Source organism: Micromonospora sp. NPDC005413, from assembly GCF_040606435.1.
Taxonomy (GTDB): Bacteria; Actinomycetota; Actinomycetes; order Mycobacteriales; family Micromonosporaceae; genus Micromonospora.
Genome location: NZ_JBEXEV010000001.1, coordinates 612,622 through 630,301 on the forward strand (window position 1 = coordinate 612,622; position 17,680 = coordinate 630,301).

A 17,680-nucleotide genomic window follows, 5' to 3' on the forward strand; every position below is an offset into this window, starting at 1 on the left:
GCGCTGACGGCGTCCGCCTCGCAGCGGTGGCCGCCCCGCATCGGTGCCTGCGGAGCGCTCAGCGTGGCTGATACGTCTGGCAGTCGGCGATGTCCTGGCCGGGCCCCACCCGAATGGACTGCGCGTGGCACTCCAGTTCGGCGTTGTGTTGGCAGTCGGAGCGTTTGCAGGCCCCGACCTGGGCGATGACGCGGTCCAGCCCGCCCTTGGCCGAGGTGTCGATGAACGTGGCGCAGCTGGCGTTCTGCTGTCCGATGGTGATGGCGAACGCGTGGCAGCCGTCGTGGTTGTAGCCGCAGTCGGTGACCGTGCACTCGTGGACCCGGGGCATCTCCAGCATGTCAGTCATGAGCGGTCTCGCTTCCGTCGGTGGTGCCGGGCAATCGCAGTACCCGGCTTCGACGGGACAACTCCCCATCAGAAGCCTCTTTTGGGGATATTTTGGGAAGGGCAGCCTTCCCTAAGCGATGGATTGCCGCTGGCGCATCAGGCCCTCCAGGCGCGGATCGCGGCCCGAAAACCGTTATTTGATCTCGCCCGCCACAGTCGCCCCTGACCTGCGGAGATAACGCTCTCACGGATAGTGGGAGAGCGCTTGACGCAGCGGTGATCCGAACGCAACGATGCATTCGCATGTCTCGTCCCACCACCGCTAGGCGTGATCGGCGCACGCCGTCCTCGCACCGCGAAAGGACCTATCGTGCGCAGATCCCTGAGATCGTGGCTCGGCGTCGCGCTGAGCGCGATCCTCGTGGCGGGCGGCATCGTCGCCGTGCCACCCACGGCCAGCGCCGCACCGTTCTCCGTGCTGGTCTTCAGCAAGACCGCCGGCTTCCGACACGGAGCCATCACCCCGGGCATCACCGCCATCCAGCAACTCGGCGCCGCCAACGGCTTCACCGTCGAGGCCACCGAGGACGCGGCCCAGTTCACCGACGCCAACCTCGACCGGTTCGCCGCGGTGATCTGGCTGTCCACCACCGGTGACGTGCTCAACGCCGCCCAGCAGGCCGCCTTCGAGCGCTACATCCAGGGCGGCGGCGGGTACGTGGGCGTGCACGCCGCCTCCGACACCGAATACGACTGGCCCTGGTACGGCGGGCTGGTCGGGGCGTACTTCGCCTCGCACCCGGCCGAGCAGACCGTCACCGTCAAGGTCGCCGACCAGGTGCACCCGTCCACCGCGACGCTGCCGCAGCGGTGGAGCCGGTTCGACGAGCTGTACAACTACCGCATCAATCCCCGGGGCAACGTGCACGTGCTGGCCACGCTGGACGAGAGCACCTACACCGGCGGGAGCATGGGGGCCGACCACCCGATCTCCTGGTGCCAGAACTACTCCGGCGGCCGATCCTGGTACACGGGCCTGGGCCACACCGACGCGTCGTACACCGAGGCGAACTTCCGTCAGCATCTGCTCGGCGGCATCAGGACCGCGGCGGGTGCGGCCGAGGCCGACTGCGGTCCCACCGTCAACAGCAGCTTCCAGCAGGTGGAGCTGGCCAAGGGCGCGGCCGAGACCGGTGAGCCGATGAGCCTCACCGTCCTGCCGGACCGGGGCGTGTTGCACACCTCCCGCAATGGCGTGATCCGGCACACCGACGCCGCCGGCAACACCAAGATCGCCGCGACTCTGCCGGTCTACACCGGCGACGAGGAGGGCCTGCAGGGCATCAAGGCCGACCCGAACTTCGCCACCAACCGCTGGGTGTACGCGTACTTCGCGCCACCACTGAGCACCCCCGGCGGCGGTGCCCCGGCCACCGGCACCCCGGCCGACTTCGCCGTCTGGGATGGCGTCAACCGGCTGGCCCGGTTCACCGTGAACGCGGACAACACCATCAACCTGGCCAGCGAGACGCTGATCCTGAACGTGCCGACCAGCCGGGGCATGTGCTGCCACGTCGGCGGTGACATGGACTTCGACGCGGCCGGCAACCTCTACCTGTCCACCGGTGACGACACCAACCCGTTCGACTCGGCCGGTTTCACCCCCATCGACGAGCGGGCCGGGCGCAACCCGGCCTTCGACGCGCAGCGCACGTCAGCCAACAGCAACGACCTGCGCGGCAAGGTGCTCAGGATCAAGCCGAGCGCCGCGGGCGGCTACACCATCCCGGCCGGCAACATGTTCGCACCGGGCACCGCCCGGACCCGCCCCGAGGTCTACGCGATGGGCTTCCGCAACCCGTTCCGGATGAGCGTGGACAAGGCCACCGGCATCGTCTACCTCGGTGACTACGGTCCCGATGCGGGCACCGCCGACCCGAACCGGGGACCCGCGGGCAACGTCGAGTTCGCCCGCATCGACCGGCCCGGCTTCTACGGGTGGCCGTACTGCACCGCCCGCAACGACGCGTACAACGACTACACCTTCCCGTCCGGGCCGTCCGGGCCGAAGTTCAACTGCGCGGGCGGGCCGGTCAACAATTCGCCCAACAACACCGGCATCACCCAGCTGCCGCCGGCCGTCTCGGCGTGGCTGCCGTACGGCGGCTCCGGCTCGCCGCCGGAGTTCACCGGCGGCGGCCTGTCCCCGATGGGCGGCCCGGTCTACCGGTACGACCCGAACAACACCTCGCCGGTGGCGTTCCCCGAGTACTACGACGGGACCTACTTCGCCGGTGAGTTCGGCCGCCGCTGGATCAAGAACATCAAGCTCGACCCGGCCGGCCAACCGCTGAAGATCAACCCGTTCCCGTGGACCGGCACCCAGGTCATGGACATGGAGTTCGGGCCGGACGGCGCGCTCTACGTGCTCGACTACGGCACCGGCTGGTTCAACGGCGACGCCAACTCGGCGCTCTACCGCATCGAGTACGCCCGTGAGGGCAGGGCACCGGTCGCGGTGGTGTCAGCCACCCCGACCAGCGGCACGGCACCGCTGACCGTGGCCTTCTCCTCGGCCGGCACCCTCGACCCGGACGGTGACCCGTTCACCTACGCCTGGGACTTCGACAACAACGGCACCACCGACTCGACCGCCGCGAACCCGACCTTCACGTACACCACCAATGGCACCCGCAGCCCGACGCTCACGGTCCGGGACACCACCGGCAAGACGGCCACCGCGAGCGTGGTCGTCACGGTCGGCAACAGCGCCCCGGTGGTCACCGTGAACACCCCGTTGAACGGGCAGACCTTCAACTTCGGGGACGCGGTGCCGTTCTCCGTCACCGTCACCGACGCCCAGGACGGTGCGATCAACTGTGCCCGGGTCAAGGTGAACTACGTCCTCGGGCACGACTCGCACGGTCACCAGCTCGGCAGCGTGCAGGGCTGTTCCGGGGTCATCCAGACCTCGGCCGACGGCGAGCACGACTCGGCGGCGAACATCTTCGGCATCATCGACGCCGAGTACACCGACCTGGGCGGGGGCGGCCAGCCGCCGCTGACCACGCACACCCAGGCCGTCCTGCAACCGCGGGTGCGCCAGGCCGAGCACTTCGGTGACTCGTCCGGCGTCCAGATCGTCGCCGGGGCAGCCGGGCACGGCGGCGCGGCGGTCGGTTACGTCGACAACAACGACTGGATCTCGTTCCGCCCCTACAACCTGACCGGCGTCCAGTCGTTCAGCGCCCGGGTCGGCGCCCCGGCCGGCGGTGGCGGCACACTGGAGCTGCGGGTCGATTCACCCACCGGGCCGCTGGTCGGCTCGGCCACCGTGGTGCCGACCGGCGGGTACGCCAATTTCGCCACGGTCACCGGTGGGGTCACCGCCCCGACCGGCACCCGGACCCTGTTCCTGGTCTTCAAGGGCGCCGGTCCGTGGTTCGACATCGACGAGTTCACCCTCTCCACCAGCCCCGGCGGCCCGGGACCTGACCCGGATCCCAACCCGGGGGGCAATCTGGCCCAGGGCAAGCCGGCGCGGGCGTCCAGCTTCGAGGGGGCCTTCACGGCGGCGAACGCGTTCGACGGCGTGGCCGGCACGCGCTGGGGCAGCGCGTTCAGCGATCCGCAGTGGATCGACGTGGACCTCGGTGCCACGTACGCCATCAACCGGGTCAAGCTGACCTGGGAGGCCGCGTACGGCAGTGGGTACCAGATCCAGACCTCGCCGGACGGGGTCACCTTCACCACGGTCCGGACGGTGACCGGCGGCGACGGCGGTGTGGACGACCTGACCGGGCTCACCGGCTCCGGCCGGTACGTCCGGCTCCTCGGCACCACCCGGGGCACCGCCTGGGGCTACTCGCTGTTCGAGTTCGAGGTGTACGGCAACACCGGTGGCCCGACCGGGCCGGGCACCAACCTGCTGTTGAACAAGCCGACGCTGACGTCCAGCAACGAGGGGGCCGACGTGTCCGGTGCCCAGGCGGTGGACGGCAGCCTCACCACCCGCTGGTCGAGCACGTTCTCCGACCCGCAGTGGATCCGGGTCGACCTCGGCAGCCCCACCGTGATCGGTCGGGTCAAGCTGAGCTGGGAGGCGGCGTACAGCAGCGCGTACCAGATCCAGACCTCGAACGACGGCACCACCTGGGCCACCGTGAAGACGGTGACCGGCGCTGACGGCGGGGTGGACGAGCACACCGCGCTCGGTGCCAACGGTCGGTACCTGCGGATCTACGGCACCGCTCGGGGCACCGGATACGGTCACTCGCTCTGGGAGGTGGAGGCGTACACCAGCTGAACCACCACCACTGACGTGCCCGGCACGGATTTCCGTGCCGGGCACGCTCGGCTGCGATCCATATTGCATATACCGGCTGTCGGTATATGCTGCTGCGTATGGCCGAGAGTCCACTTCGGGAACCGACGTTTCTGGTGCTCACCGCGCTGGCTGAGGCACCCAAGCACGGGTACGCCGTCATCGAGGACGTGCTGCGCATCTCCGACAACCGGGTGCGCCTACGCGCTGGCACCCTCTACGCCGTTCTCGACCGGCTCCGCGTCGACGGCCTCATCGAGGTCGAGCGCGAAGAGGTGGTGCAGTCGCGTCTGCGTCGCTACTACCGACTTACCGCGCTCGGCGCGCGCCGGCTCGCCGAAGAGGCGGCCCGCCTACGACACAACGCCGACGCGGCTCGCGTGCGGCTGCGCCGCGGCGGCCTGCTGACCGATGGGGGTGCTGCGTGAGCAGCGTCGATCTGGAGCGCCGCTACCGGCGGCTGCTGGCCGTCTATCCGTGGGAGCACCGCCGGGCGTACGAGGACGAGATGCTTGCCGTGCTTCTCGCCGGCGCGCGGCCGGGCCAACGGCGACCCGCCGCCAGTGACGTGCGGAATCTGGTCAGCGCCGGCCTGCGGGCTCGGCTGCGGGTGGGCGCACGGGGGTTCACCGAGTCGACCTGGGCGGACGCGGCGACGGTGACCGGCCTGCTGGTCGGGCTCGTCCTGCTCTCCCTGGCCGGAAAGTCACTGCTCAACCAGCTCATCCACAACCCGAGTCTGCCGCCCGGGTACGAGCCGAGCGGCCCGGACCTCGTCGAGTGGCTGCGGGTGGCCGGCTGGGCGGGTGTCTGCGCGGCGGTGCTGGTCGGGTGGCGCTGGGTGGCCGCCGGCCTGGCCTGGGCAGGCGTGCTCGGCTGGGGTTGGCTGGTCGCCCCGCAAGCCAGCGACAATCTGACGTACGTGGTGGACACGCTGCCGCAGTTCGCCCTCGCCGTGGTGGCTGCCGCCGCGCTCACTGTGCCCGCGCCGCGTCGTCGGGTGGTCGCGCTGCTGGGCGTACGCCGGTTGCTGGTGCTGCTGCTCGCGCCGGCCGCGATGGTCGCGCTGTTGGTGACGAACCGGGTGACCAGTCCCACGTTCGACCCGGTCAACGGGGCGTCCTACCAGGTCCTCTACGGCATCGAGGCGGGCAGCGAGCTGGTCCTCTGGCTCTATGTCGCGGGCCTGGCGGCCGCCGCGTTGGCCATGGTGGTCGCGGTGGTCACGCTCACTCCGGAGGTACGCCGGCGGATCGTCGTCATGCTCCTGCCGGTGGCCGCGCTCGCCCTGGTGATCGACAGCGCCCTTGCCGGCTGGGCGACCTCCACCATGCACATGGGCCACGTCATCCCCCTGGTGCCCGCGCAGTGGGCGATGCTGGTGTTCATCCCACCGGTGACGTTCCTGGCCGGGGCCCTGCTCGTCCGTCGTCGAGAGGAGACGCTGCGCATGGTTGCCCTCGGTCGGGCCGCGGACCGCGAGCAGCCGGTGGGTTAGTCGTCGGCGACGGCCACCGGCTCCGAGCCGATGCAGCGCACCTTCAACTCGTACTTGTGGGTCGACCCCTCGAACGTGACCTCGACGTCGTCGTCCGGGCCTCGGTCCACGTCGTGGACCCGGTAGCCCTGGGCGGGCGCCCAGGAGACGAGGCGTACACCATCGGCACTGCACTCGGCGACGGCCGTGCCACCGTCGGTGGCGAACCCCCGGCGGACCCCGGAGCTGGCGCTCGGCGCGACGCCCGTCGTGCCCGGCCCGGCTGAGGCCGTGCCTGTCGTGCCTGGCCCGGCCGAGGTCGTGCCTGGCCCGGCCGAGGTCGTGCCTGTCGTGCCTGGCCCGGCCGAGGTCGTGCCTGTCGTGCCTGGCCCGGCCGAGGCGGTGCCCGTCGTGCCGGTGGGCACCGGCTCCGGCGAGGCGAGCGCCCGTTCGATCTCCGCCTCGCTGCGCACCCCGCCTGGGGTGCCCGTGATGCTCTCGCCCACCAGCCGGATCGCGCCCAACCCGATCAGGGTCGCCACGGCAGCGGTGGCCACCCAACCGCTGGCGACGAGGATCGAACGACGGCCCATCCCCTGACTATCCCCGATCCGACGTTGTCGTCGACACATCCGGACGCTAAGGCACGGTTAACGCGCGCCGTACTGCCAGCCGCAGCGGTTAGCCTGCCAGCGTGGCCCGCCTGCTGCTCATCGAGGATGACCTGACCATCCGTACCCCGCTGATCCGGGCGTTGCGGGAACGCGGTCATGCGGTGGCCGCTGCCTCGACCGCGATGGCCGGGCTCCGCGACGCCCTGGAGGATCGGCCCGACCTCGTCGTGCTCGACCTGGGCCTGCCCGACCTGGACGGGCGCGAGTTGCTGCGGATGCTGCGCGCGGTCAGCTCCGTGCCGGTCATCGTGGCCACCGCGCGTGACGACGAAACTGAGATCGTCCGGGTGCTCGACGCGGGCGCCGACGACTACGTGGTCAAGCCGTTCACCGCGGCACAGCTCGACGCCCGCGTCCGGGCGGTGCTGCGGCGAGGCCCCGCCGGTGCGGACGCGCAGGACCCGGCGCTCGTCGTCGGCGGGTTGCGCGTCGACCCCCGAGCCCGACAGGTCACCCTGGACGGGGTCGCGGTCGAGCTGACGCCCCGTGAGTTCGACCTGCTGCACCACCTCGCCGGCCGGCCCGGCCAGGTGGTCACCAAACGTGAGCTGCTCACCGAGGTCTGGCAGATTCCGTACGGCGGCGCCGACAAGACCGTCGACGTGCACCTGTCCTGGTTGCGCCGCAAGTTGGGGGAGAGCGCCCTGCAGCCCCGCTTCCTGCACACCGTGCGCGGTGTCGGGGTGCGTCTCGAGGCGCCGGCGGCGCAACCGTGAGGGCCCGGCTCGCGTTGCTGGTCGCCGCGGTCAGCGTGCTCACCCTGATCGCGTTCCTGGTGCCGCTGGCGCTGCTGGTTCGCACCGTCGCCGAGGACCGGGCCACCGTTCGGGCCACCGCCGACGCGCAGAGCCTGGTGCCGGTGGTAGGCACCGCCGACGCGACGACCATCCGGCTCACCGTCGAGCAGCTCGCCGCGGAGTCGGGGCGACCGGTGAGCGTCTTCCTGCCGGACGGGACGGTGCTCGGCGCGCAGACACCCCGTACGCCCGCGGTGGCTCTGGCCGCGCGTGGGCAGAGCCTCACCGGGGAGTCGGCGGCCGGCCGGGAGGTGGTGATCGCCGTGCAGGGTCGGGCGGACGGCACCGGGGTGATCCGGATCGCGGTGCCACAGCACGAGCTGACCGCCGGGGTCACCCGGGCCTGGTTGGTGCTGGCGCTGCTCGGCGTGATCCTCGTGCTGATCGGGCTGCTGGTCGCCGACCGGCTGGCGCGCACCCTGGTCCGGCCGATCAGCGACCTCTCCGCCGTCTCGCACCGGCTGGCCAACGCCGAGCTGGACGCCCGGGTCACGCCAGCCGGCCCGGCGGAGCTGCGCGAGGTGGCCGGCGCGCTCAACCACCTCGCCACCCGCATCCAGGTGCTCCTCGTGCAGGAGCGCGAGCAGGTCGCCGACCTGTCGCACCAGTTGCGTACGCCGCTGACGGCACTGCGGCTGGAGGCGGAGTCGCTGCGTGACCCGGACGACGCCGCCCGGATCACCGCCGCCGCAGACGGGCTCGAACGGGCGGTCACCGGGTTGATCCGGCAGGCCCGGTGGCGTCGCTCACCGACGGCGGGAACGGTCGCCTCGGACGCGGCGGCGATCGTCGCCGACCGGGTCGCGTTCTGGTCGGTGCTGGCCGAGGACACCGGCCGTGCCGTCACGCTCGACCTGGCTCCCGGCCCTCTTCCCGTCGGTGTGCCCGCCGACGACCTGACGGCGGCCGTGGACGCCCTGCTCGGCAACGTCTTCGCGCACACCCCCGACGGGACGCCGTTCGCCGTCCGGCTCGCCCGCGACGCGGGGGAGGTGCTCCTCACCGTCGCCGACGAAGGCCCCGGCATGCCGGTCGGTGCGGTCCGGCGGGGGGCCAGCGCGGCCGGGTCGACAGGCCTCGGCCTGGACATCGCCCGGCGCGCTGCGCAGGCCGGCGGCGGTCGCCTGGAGGTGCGGACCGGTCCCGGCGGTGGGGCACAGGTGCTGCTCCGGCTCGGTCCACCGACGCCGCAGCGGGAGGCATAGGCGCTGCTGCCCCGGGTAGCTGCGAGCTATGGCGCGGTATACGAAACCCGAGCTCAGAGAGCAGATCAAGGAAGAGATCAAGGCTTCGGACAAGGGCGGCAGGCCGGGGCAGTGGTCGGCGCGCAAGTCGCAGCTGCTCACTCAGGAGTACAAGAAGCGCGGAGGGGGATTCCTGGGCGAAAAGGACGAACGGCAGAAGTCTCTCCAGCGGTGGGGCAACGAGAAGTGGCAGACGAAAGAGGGCGACACTCGTGCGCGCAAGGGCGACACGACGAGTCGTTACCTGCCCAAGCGGGCCTGGGCCGAGATGTCGGACAGCCAGAAGCGCGCGACCGACACCAAGAAGCGTGAAGCGTCCCGATCCGGCAAGCAGTACGTCGCCAACACCGGGCCGGCCAAACGGGCGCGGCGAGATGCCACCACGGCCGGCCGGATGTCGGAGATGTCGGTCGCCGAGGCCGCCAAGCTGGTCCGTGGTCTCGACAAGCGACAGCTCAAGACCGCGCTGCGTAACGAGCACGCAGGCAAGGACCGCAAGACGCTCGTCCAGCGGCTCGAGGCGGAACTCAACCGGCGCGGCTAACCAGCCCTCGACTGCCCGCCCGGGGCGTTGCCGCCCCGGCAACCGCGCCGAGCTGACGGAAACTGTCCAATATTCACACGGAAGCGCCGATTTAACCCCGCCTTAGCATCGGTGCAGCGCGGTGCTATCCCGATTCGACCGATCCTCGGAGTCGACAACCGAGGAAAGGTGGACACCACGATGAAGCGCAACAATCTGCTTCTGGCGACGGTCGGCGGTTCGGCGGTGCTGGCGGTGGCCGGGGTCGCGCTCGGCGTCACCGCCGCGAACGACTCGCGGGCCGGCGGCACGGCACTCGTGGCGGCAACCGCCGCCCCGACGGCCACGAACGCGCCGGACGACAGCGCCACCACCCCCGCGCCGGGCACCAGCGCTACGCCGTCGAGCGGCACCCCATCGGGTACGCCGTCGGCTGGCTCCCCGTCGGCTGGTACGCCGTCGGCCGACAGCTCGACGGCGGGCAGCGCGGTCGACGAGCAGCGCGCCGGTGAGATCGCGCTCGCCAAGGCGGGTGGCGGCCGGATCGTCGAGGTCGAGGCCGAGCAGGAGAACGGCCGCCCGGTGTGGAGCGTCGAGATCGTCGCCGGCGACACCGAGCACGAGGTGGACGTCGATCGGGACAACGGCTCGGTGGTCAAGGCCGAGCAGGAGCCGGTCGACGACGACGATGACGACCAGGCCGACGACGACCAGTCCGACGATGACGATGACGACGATGACGACGACAGGTCCGACGACGACGACTGACCCTGCCATGCCGCCGCCCGTCACGGGGATCACCCGCGGCGGGCGGCGACAGCGAGTCCGCGCAGGGCGGGGGAGGGCGGTCAGATGGCGACGCGTTGCTCCTGGACCGTCGGCTGCTCCTGGTCGAACTGTGTGCGGTACAACTCGTGGTAACGGCCGCCAGCGGCGAGCAGGTCACTGTGTCGCCCGCGTTCGACGATGCGTCCTTCTTCCACGACGAGGATCTGATCGGCCGCCCGGATGGTGGAGAGCCGGTGCGCGATGACCACGCTCGTCCGGCCCGTCAGGGCTTCGGCGAGAGCGTCCTGAACCGCCGCCTCCGACGTGGAGTCTAGATGCGCGGTGGCCTCGTCGAGGATGACCACGCGCGGCCGGGCCAGCAGCAGCCGCGCGATGGTGAGCCGTTGCCGTTCCCCGCCCGACAGACGGTATCCGCGTTCGCCGACGACGGTGTCGAGCCCATCCGAAAGTGAGCGGATCAGGCCGTCGAGCCGGGCCCGCCCGAGCACATCCCACATCTCGTCCTCGGTCGCGTCCGGCTGAGCGAACGCCAGGTTGGCGCGGATGCTCTCGTGAAAGAGGTGCCCGTCCTGGGTCACCACGCCCAGCGAGGCCCGGATCGACTCGGCCGACAGATCGCGTACGTCGATGTCGGCGAGCCTCACCGCGCCGTCCTCGACGTCGTACAGGCGTGGCACGAGTTGCGCGATCGTCGACTTGCCCGCACCGGAGGAGCCGACGAGGGCGACCATCTGCCCCGCTTCGGCGCGGAACGACACGCCGTGCAGCACCTCGTCGCCGCCGCGCGTATCGAGCTTCGCCACATCCTCCAGGGACGCGAGCGACACCTTGTCTGCTGAGGGGTAGCCGAACCGTACCCCGTCGAACTCCACCGCGACCGGCCCGTCGGGAAGGGGGCGGGCGTCGGACCTGTCGAGGATCAGCGGCGTGAGGTCGAGGACCTCGAACACCCGCTCGAAGCTCACCAGCGCGCTCATCACCTCGACTCGGGCACTGGCCAGCGATGTCAACGGTGCGTAGAGACGCGACAGGAGCAGCGCGAGGGCGACCACGGTCCCGGCGTCGAGGCTGCCCCGGAGGGCGTAGAGACCGCCCAGCCCGTAGACCAGTGCCAGCGCCAGCGAGCCAACGACGGTGAGCGCGGTGATGAAGACCCACTGGAGCATGGCGGCGCGGATGCCGATGTCGCGTACCCGTCGTGCCCGCGCCGCGAACTCGGCCGACTCCTCGGCCGGACGCCCGTACAGCTTGACCAGTGTGGCGCCGGGTGCGGAGAAGCGTTCGGTCATCCGGGTACTCATGGCCGCGTTGTGCTCGGCCGCCTCACGCTGCAGCTGGGCGAGCCTCGACCCCATCCGCCGGGCCGGGAGGACGAAGATGGGCAGCAGGACGAGCGCCAGCAGCGTGATCTGCCAGGAGAAGGTGAGCATCACGGCCAATGTCAGGATCAGCGTCACGGCGTTGCCGACGACACCCGACAGGGTGTCGCTGAAGGCCCGCTGCGCGCCGATCACGTCGTTGTTCAAACGGCTGACCAGCGCGCCCGTGCGGGTCCGGGTGAAGAACGCCACCGGCATGCGCTGAACGTGGTCGAAGACCGCGGTCCGCAGTTGGACGATCAGCCCTTCACCGATGCTCGCGGAAAGGAATCGCGTCACCAGACCCAGGCCGGCTTCGGCCAGGGCGATCACGGCGATCAGCACTGCCAACCGGATCACGACGCTGCTGTCGGCGCCGTCGACGATCGCATCGACCACCCGGCCGGCGAGTACGGGCGCCGCGACCGTGAGAGCCGCTGTCACCACGCTCAACAGCAGGAATCTCATGATCAAAGCGCGGTGCGGTTGCGCGAACTGCGCGATGCGCTTCAAGGTGGCCCGGGACAGTGGTCGTTCGTCCTGCGCGTTCATCGTGTGGTGTAGCGATGTCCACGCGGCAAATTCCATGCTCATTCAGTACCTCCGATACCGGAGGTTAGGACCTCACCCGAGCTTGAGGTCAAGCGGCGCGCGGAGGCACAGGCGTCGAGGACGCAGGACGACCGGCCGGGCCCCGGGAGGAGCCCGACCGCCGCTGAGCGTTACAGGCCGGCGTACGTGGTCAGGCTCTGCCGTAGGTGCGTCTTCGGCCTGGACCCCACGATCGAGCCGACGACCTCGCCTTGGCGGAACACCAGCAACGTCGGCAGGGACATGACGCTGTAGCGCCGAGTGGCCTGCGGGTTTTCGTCGGAGTTGAGCTTGGCCACGACCATCCGGTCGCCGAACTCCCGCGCCAACTCGGCGAGGCTCTTCTCGATCATTTTGCAGGGCGGGCACCACTCGGCCCAGAAGTCGACCACGACGGGTCGTTCGCTGGCCAGCACCAGCTCGGCGAATGTGTCGTCGGTGACGGTGATCAGAGAGCCGATTGCCGTTTCCTGGGGCATGTTTCCTCCCGGTGCGCGATGGCGTGGGTGAGTTGGGCGTTGAGCTGCTGCCGTACGGCGCCGAGCCGGTCGATGTAGGCGTCGACCTCAGCGAGCTTGCGTCGCAGCACCAGCACCGAGTCCGGGCAGACGCCGCCGGACGAGTTGCCGGCCCGGAGGCACGCGACGAACGGGCGGACATCGTCGAGGCCGAAGCCAACGTCGAGCAGTGTCCGGATCTCGCGGACGACCCGAAGCTCGGCCTCCTCGTAGACGCGGTAGCCGTTGGTGGAGCGCTGCGCCTGCACCAACCCGTGCGCCTCGTAGTAGCGCAGGGTTCGCGTGCTCGTGCCGGCCCGCTCGGCCAGCTCGCCGATCAGCATTCCGACCTCCTCGATCAGCCGTCGCGACCAGGTTAAACCTTGTCGCTGGCGTCAAGGCAAGATGCGCTCAGGGCGCCGCCGACGAGGCGACGCCCTGAGCATCCGGGTGAACCGGAGAACCTAGCCGATGCGGAACTGGTCGCCGTAGACGGCGAACACCAGCGGCGTGTTCAGGTTGAAGTTCCCGTTGTTGAGGAACACCCGCTGGGCGGTGTCGACACGGGACGTGTCCGAGTGGGCCGCCTCCTTGCGCATCTCGATGACCCGCTCGTCGAGGAACGCGTTGAGCCAGGTCCGCTCGTCACCGCCCTGAGCCGGGGGCTTCGCCCGAGCGAGGGCGCGGCTGCGGATCTGGCGCATGCCCTCGTACCCGTGCATGACCGCCGCGTCGTAGTAGGCGAACTGTCCGAGTGCCCGGACCTGGTCGTTCTTGCCGTCGCGTACCGACGGGTTGAAGTAGACCCGGTCCCGCTCGGCCTCCTGCGCGGCCCGGAACACCGAGTCGGTGGCCGCGGCCCGCCAGTCGCGCGGGAAGTTGGGGTCGAGACCGGCGTGCGAGGGGGTGCCGTTGACGGCACGCAGCGCCGGCAGGTACGCGGCGAGCACGTTGCCGGGCTTGGTGCGGGTGTACGCCTCGACCAGTTCGAGCATGTCGCCGGTGCCGGAGCAGAAGCCGATGATGCCGGCGGTGTAGCCGCGCCCGTCGCCGATGTCCTCGATGTAGGAGAACTGCGCACGCCAGTCGAGCGAGGAGTTCTCCGCGGCCGAGACGATCTGCATGGCGACGTCCTTCTTCGCCGGGTCGTCGAGGTTGGTCCCGGCCGGGGTGGTGGGCGTGGGGGTGCCGGTGCCGCCGCCGGGCAGGGTCCATCGCTGGTTGGTGGTGCCCGAGCAGGCCCAGATCTGCAACCGGGCGCCGTTGGCCGTGTTCCGGTCCGTGACGTCGAGGCACTTGCCCGAGCCGGTGTTGACGAGCGCGCCGTTGCTGGCGGTCCACTTCTGGGCGCCGGTGTTGTTGCAGTCGTACAGCTGCACCTTGGCACCGTCGGTGGTCGACGCGGCCGTGACATCGAGGCACTTGCCGAGTGCCCGGACCGAGGTGTCGGTGTTGCCGACCGTCCACGTCTGGGCCGCGCTGCCGTTGCAGTCGTAGAGCTGGACCGGCGTGCCGTTGGCCGGGTTGGCACCGGCGACGTCGATGCACTTGCCGCCGAGGCCGGTGATCGGGCCGGCGGTCGCGGCGCTCGCCGACGGCAGGCCGTAGCCGACCGCCGCGACGCCGATCAGCAGGGCGCCGACGACGTAGGCGGCTGTTCTCTTGCGAACCATGGTGTTCCTCGGGGAAGGGGCGGCGGGCCGCCGGCCGGTCGGTGGCCCGGCGCGGCGGTTCGGCCCCGGCGGGCACCGCGAGCATCAGGAAACTGTATTAACAGATACCAGTACGTCGATGCACCGTCAATCGACGACCGCAGGGCGTGACGGAGCCTGTTCATCTCGTTGTTGGCGGGCGGCACCCGACTGGGTCGGGTGCCGCCCGTGTGTCAGTGCTCCCGGTAGGTGGCCAGGTCGAAGTCGGCGTGCACACCGTCGCCGCCGAGGTCCTGCACCCACAGGCCGAGGAACGCCCCGGTGAAGCCCCACGCCGCCGGCTCGCCGTCGATGATCAGTGCGGCGTGCTCGTCGGACAGGATGGTCGCGTCCAGGTCGACGGGGAGCCCCTGCCAACCGGCGCCGAGGTCGTAGTCGAAGCGCACCACCGGCCCGTCGAACACGGCCCGCAGGCCCACCCGGGTTATGCCACTGACGTCGACGGTCAGATCCGGGTACGGGGTGCGTCGCCCGTTGTCGGAGCTGAGCAACTCCAGCACCGTCCGCCCGTCGTCGGCGCGAGTCAGGTAGAGGTGGTGCCAGTTGAGGGTGTTGTAGTAGGCGGTGATCCCGGCGAGCTGACGGTGGTCGACCGGGTCGAACTCCACCACGGTCTCCAGGGAGCAGTGCGTCGCGCCGACGCGTCGCCCGACCAGGCTGGGGGCCTGTCGACCGACCGGTGACTGCCCGCCGTGGACCCGCAGGTGCGACGGGCGGGTGTGCAGGTCGATCCAGTCCGCGGTGGCCGGCCGGCGCAGCGTCGACCAGCACAGACTCAGCTCGGGGGCGTCGAAGTGGTCGGTGTCGGGCTCCGCCGGCCACGGGTGCGCGGGCAGGTCGGGCGCGACGACCTCCTCTGCTGGCACCCCTCCGGCGATCCGGGGCCAGCCACCCGACGGCCACTCGACCCGCTGGATCGCGGTTTCCCGGCCCAGCACGCAGTTGCCCAGCGGTGAGTAGGGGCGGCCGACCAGGTGGGCCAGGTACCACCCGCCGTCGGGGGTGCGGACCAGGCTGCCGTGACCGGCCTTCTGCAAGCGCAGGTCGGGGCGGCCGACGGAGCTGAGCAGCGGCCCGTCCGGGTCCACCTCGTACGGCCCGAACAACTCCCGGGACCGCGCCACGGTGACCTGGTGCTCCCAGCTGGTGCCGCCCTCGGCGGTGATCAGCCAGTACCAGCCGTCGTGGCGGTACAGGTGCGGACCCTCGGTGACCCCGACCGACGTGCCGGTGAACAGGATGCGGGGCCGGCCGACGAGACGGCGCGCGGCCCGGTCGTACTGCTGGATCTCGATGCCGCCGAAGCGGTCCCGACCGGGTCGCCAGTCGGCGCTCATGCTCAGCAGCCAACTGGTGCCGTCGTCGTCGTGGAACAGCGCGGCGTCGAAACCGCGCCCGTGCAGTTTCACCGGATCAGACCAGGGCCCGGCGATGTCGGGAGCGGTGACCAGGAAGTTCTGCGGGTCCCAGTAGCCGCTGGCGAAGCTGGCCACATCGCTGTAGACGAGGTGGAACTCGCCGTCCTGGTACGTCAGGTCGGGCGCCCACACCCCGTTGGAGTCACCGCAGCCGCGCAGATCGAGCAGGCGGCGGTCGGTGATGATCCCGCCCAGGGTGCGCCAGTTCACGAGATCACGCGAATGGTGCACACGCACACCCGGATACCACTCGAAGGTCGAGGTGGCCAGGTAGTAGTCATCGCCGACGCGCAGGATCGACGGATCCGGGTGGAACCCGGCGAGGACGGGATTGCGGATCGACCGGGCAGCGGTCACCACGTCAGCGATGTCGGTCGACACGGGGGCTCCTCTGGGCGGCGGTCTGGAACTTCCGGAAACTTGCGGTCCAGGATCACCGGAAGTCCTGACTACGCTAGCCGGTCTTTTCGCAATAGGACAGAGGTCTTGACCGTTGCGGCAACAGCTCGTAGCGTGCCGGCCATCGATCGGTAATACCGGCGAAGCAATGAAAGTTCCGGAGATCCATGTTCGCACCATTGCCGGCTCGACCGGCGTCCGAGCACCCCGTGAGTCCCCGAAGGGATGGATCATGACGACGCACCTTTCCCGCCGAACGCTGCTCGGTCTCGCCGGCGCAGGCGCAGGCGCCTATCTGCTCAGCGCCTGCAGCGGCGACGAAGAGTCCAGCGACCCGAACGCCCCGCAGACCATCAACTGGTGGCACATCCAGAACACCGAACCGATGCTGCCCGTGTGGGCGGCGATGGCCAACGAGTACAAGACCGCACACAGCAACGTCACGTTCACCATCCAGCCGCTGGAGAACGAGGCGTTCAAGGCCAAGCTCACCACCGCCACCCAGGCCGGCGACCCGCCTGACCTCTTCCAGTCCTGGGGCGGCGGCGTGCTCAAGCAGCAGGTCGACGCGGGCCTGGTCAAGGACCTCACCGACGACGTGAAGTCGTTGGTCGACGGCATCCTGCCCGCCGCCATGAAGCCGTACACGATCGACGGCAAGGTCTACGGCATCCCGTTCGACATCGGCATGGTCGGCTTCTGGTACAACAAGGATCTCTTCATCCGCGCCGGCATCACCACCCCACCCACCACCTGGGCCGGCCTGCTCGACGCGGTCCGCAAGCTCAAGAGCGCCGGGATCACCCCGGTCGCCCTGGCCGGCAAGGACAAGTGGCCGGCCCACTTCTACTGGTCGTACCTGGCCATGCGCATCGGCGGCGTCGACGCGCTGCAGAAGGCCGTCGACGACAAGAACTTCGACACCCCCGACCTCGTCGCCGCTGGCGAACGGCTCAAGGAACTCGTCGACCTGCAGCCGTTCCAGAAGGGCTTCCTCGGCGCGGAATTCGGCTCGCCCGACGGCCAGGCCGCCACAATGGGCAACGGCGGGGCCGGCATGGAACTGATGGGGCAGTGGGCACCGGCGGTGCAGGCGTCCGCCTCCACCAGCAAGAAGGGCCTCGGCGACAAGCTCGGCTTCTTCCCGTTCCCCGCCGTGGACGGCGGTAAGGGCTCCTCGACCGAGGTCTTCGGCGGCGGCAACGGCTTCGCCGTCGGCAAGGACGCGCCGGCGGCCACCATCGACTTCCTGAAGTTCCTGCTCAGCGCCGCGAACCAGCGCCGGTCCGCCGAGACTGGCGCGGTGCTGCCCACGGTGAAGGAGGCCACCTCGGCCATCAGCGACGCCAACAACAAGGTCGTCGCGGAGACCCTGGCCAAGAACACCGGCTTCCAGCTCTACCTCGACCAGGCGTACGCGCCGGCACTCGGGCAGCAGATCAACGACAGCGTGGCCGAACTGATCGCCGGCAACAAGCAGCCCGCGGCGATCGTCAAGGACATCACGCAGGTGGCAAAGACCGTCTGATCGTGACCACCCATCCATC

15 protein-coding genes are annotated in these 17,680 nt (G+C 70.2%); 8 read left to right on the plus strand and 7 right to left on the minus strand.

Going from position 1 to position 17,680, the window contains the following annotated elements:
- Window positions 1–58 precede the first annotated feature (58 nt).
- Window positions 59–349, minus strand: coding sequence for a DUF1540 domain-containing protein (locus tag ABZS37_RS02440; RefSeq protein ID WP_355165016.1), 291 nt, complete (start codon window positions 347–349; stop codon window positions 59–61).
- 351 nt (window positions 350–700) lie between these two features.
- Between ABZS37_RS02440 and ABZS37_RS02445 the strand changes: the two genes are divergently transcribed.
- From ABZS37_RS02445 to ABZS37_RS02455, 3 genes are all read left to right on the plus strand, one after another.
- Complete coding sequence (locus ABZS37_RS02445; protein ID WP_355165017.1) at window positions 701–4,636, plus strand: ThuA domain-containing protein; 3,936 nt, start codon at window positions 701–703, stop codon at window positions 4,634–4,636.
- A gap of 98 nt (window positions 4,637–4,734) precedes the next feature.
- Window positions 4,735–5,082 (plus strand): PadR family transcriptional regulator, encoded by a 348-nt coding sequence (locus ABZS37_RS02450; protein WP_355165018.1) that lies wholly within the window; start codon window positions 4,735–4,737, stop codon window positions 5,080–5,082.
- Window positions 5,079–6,152 (plus strand): hypothetical protein, encoded by a 1,074-nt coding sequence (locus ABZS37_RS02455; RefSeq protein WP_355165019.1) that lies wholly within the window; start codon window positions 5,079–5,081, stop codon window positions 6,150–6,152. Before ABZS37_RS02450 ends, ABZS37_RS02455 begins: the two co-directional genes overlap by 4 nt.
- On the opposite strand, the gene ABZS37_RS02460 is transcribed toward ABZS37_RS02455, so the two are convergent.
- Window positions 6,149–6,724, minus strand: a complete 576-nt coding sequence (locus ABZS37_RS02460) for a septum formation initiator (protein WP_355165020.1) — start codon at window positions 6,722–6,724, stop codon at window positions 6,149–6,151. The two genes, ABZS37_RS02455 and ABZS37_RS02460, sit on opposite strands and share 4 nt — an antisense overlap.
- A 101-nt stretch (window positions 6,725–6,825) precedes the next feature.
- On the opposite strand from ABZS37_RS02460, the gene ABZS37_RS02465 reads away from it, so the two are divergent.
- From ABZS37_RS02465 to ABZS37_RS02480, 4 genes are all read left to right on the plus strand, one after another.
- Complete coding sequence (locus ABZS37_RS02465; protein ID WP_354992098.1) at window positions 6,826–7,521, plus strand: response regulator transcription factor; 696 nt, start codon at window positions 6,826–6,828, stop codon at window positions 7,519–7,521.
- Window positions 7,518–8,807, plus strand: coding sequence for a HAMP domain-containing sensor histidine kinase (locus ABZS37_RS02470; protein ID WP_355165021.1), 1,290 nt, complete (start codon window positions 7,518–7,520; stop codon window positions 8,805–8,807). Before ABZS37_RS02465 ends, ABZS37_RS02470 begins: the two co-directional genes overlap by 4 nt.
- Window positions 8,808–8,835: 28 nt before the next feature.
- Complete coding sequence (locus ABZS37_RS02475; RefSeq protein ID WP_355165022.1) at window positions 8,836–9,390, plus strand: DUF5872 domain-containing protein; 555 nt, start codon at window positions 8,836–8,838, stop codon at window positions 9,388–9,390.
- Window positions 9,391–9,570: 180 nt separating this feature from the next.
- Window positions 9,571–10,137, plus strand: a complete 567-nt coding sequence (locus ABZS37_RS02480; protein WP_355165023.1) for a PepSY domain-containing protein — start codon at window positions 9,571–9,573, stop codon at window positions 10,135–10,137.
- Between the two features lie 80 nt (window positions 10,138–10,217).
- On the opposite strand, the gene ABZS37_RS02485 is transcribed toward ABZS37_RS02480, so the two are convergent.
- From ABZS37_RS02485 to ABZS37_RS02505, 5 genes are all read right to left on the minus strand, one after another.
- The gene (locus ABZS37_RS02485; RefSeq protein ID WP_355165085.1) at window positions 10,218–12,068 is read right to left on the minus strand and encodes an ABC transporter ATP-binding protein; all 1,851 of its coding nucleotides are present in this window, start codon (window positions 12,066–12,068) and stop codon (window positions 10,218–10,220) included.
- 170 nt (window positions 12,069–12,238) lie between these two features.
- Window positions 12,239–12,586, minus strand: a complete 348-nt coding sequence (trxA, locus tag ABZS37_RS02490; protein ID WP_354992094.1) for a thioredoxin — start codon at window positions 12,584–12,586, stop codon at window positions 12,239–12,241.
- Window positions 12,556–12,948: a MerR family transcriptional regulator gene (locus ABZS37_RS02495; protein ID WP_354992093.1), complete on the minus strand. Its 393-nt coding sequence runs from the start codon at window positions 12,946–12,948 to the stop codon at window positions 12,556–12,558. Before ABZS37_RS02495 ends, trxA begins: the two co-directional genes overlap by 31 nt.
- Before the next feature lie 120 nt (window positions 12,949–13,068).
- Window positions 13,069–14,277: a chitosanase gene (locus tag ABZS37_RS02500; RefSeq protein WP_355165024.1), complete on the minus strand. Its 1,209-nt coding sequence runs from the start codon at window positions 14,275–14,277 to the stop codon at window positions 13,069–13,071.
- A 212-nt stretch (window positions 14,278–14,489) separates the two neighbouring features.
- Entirely contained in the window at window positions 14,490–16,115 is a 1,626-nt protein-coding gene (locus ABZS37_RS02505) for a glycoside hydrolase family 43 protein (RefSeq protein ID WP_355165025.1), read from the minus strand.
- A gap of 250 nt (window positions 16,116–16,365) precedes the next feature.
- Between ABZS37_RS02505 and ABZS37_RS02510 the strand changes: the two genes are divergently transcribed.
- Window positions 16,366–17,661, plus strand: coding sequence for an extracellular solute-binding protein (locus ABZS37_RS02510; protein ID WP_355165026.1), 1,296 nt, complete (start codon window positions 16,366–16,368; stop codon window positions 17,659–17,661).
- Window positions 17,662–17,680: the final 19 nt, after the last annotated feature.

Coding starts and splice junctions, on each gene's coding strand:
- ABZS37_RS02500 (WP_355165024.1), bottom strand. CDS start 14,277: ATGGTTCGCAAGAGAACAGCCGCCTACGTCGTCGGCGCCCTGCTGATC.
- ABZS37_RS02440 (WP_355165016.1), bottom strand. CDS start 349: ATGACTGACATGCTGGAGATGCCCCGGGTCCACGAGTGCACGGTCACC.
- trxA (WP_354992094.1), bottom strand. CDS start 12,586: ATGCCCCAGGAAACGGCAATCGGCTCTCTGATCACCGTCACCGACGAC.
- ABZS37_RS02495 (WP_354992093.1), bottom strand. CDS start 12,948: ATGCTGATCGGCGAGCTGGCCGAGCGGGCCGGCACGAGCACGCGAACC.
- ABZS37_RS02480 (WP_355165023.1), top strand. CDS start 9,571: ATGAAGCGCAACAATCTGCTTCTGGCGACGGTCGGCGGTTCGGCGGTG.
- ABZS37_RS02460 (WP_355165020.1), bottom strand. CDS start 6,724: ATGGGCCGTCGTTCGATCCTCGTCGCCAGCGGTTGGGTGGCCACCGCT.
- ABZS37_RS02510 (WP_355165026.1), top strand. CDS start 16,366: ATGACGACGCACCTTTCCCGCCGAACGCTGCTCGGTCTCGCCGGCGCA.
- ABZS37_RS02475 (WP_355165022.1), top strand. CDS start 8,836: ATGGCGCGGTATACGAAACCCGAGCTCAGAGAGCAGATCAAGGAAGAG.
- ABZS37_RS02485 (WP_355165085.1), bottom strand. CDS start 12,068: ATGAACGCGCAGGACGAACGACCACTGTCCCGGGCCACCTTGAAGCGC.
- ABZS37_RS02450 (WP_355165018.1), top strand. CDS start 4,735: ATGGCCGAGAGTCCACTTCGGGAACCGACGTTTCTGGTGCTCACCGCG.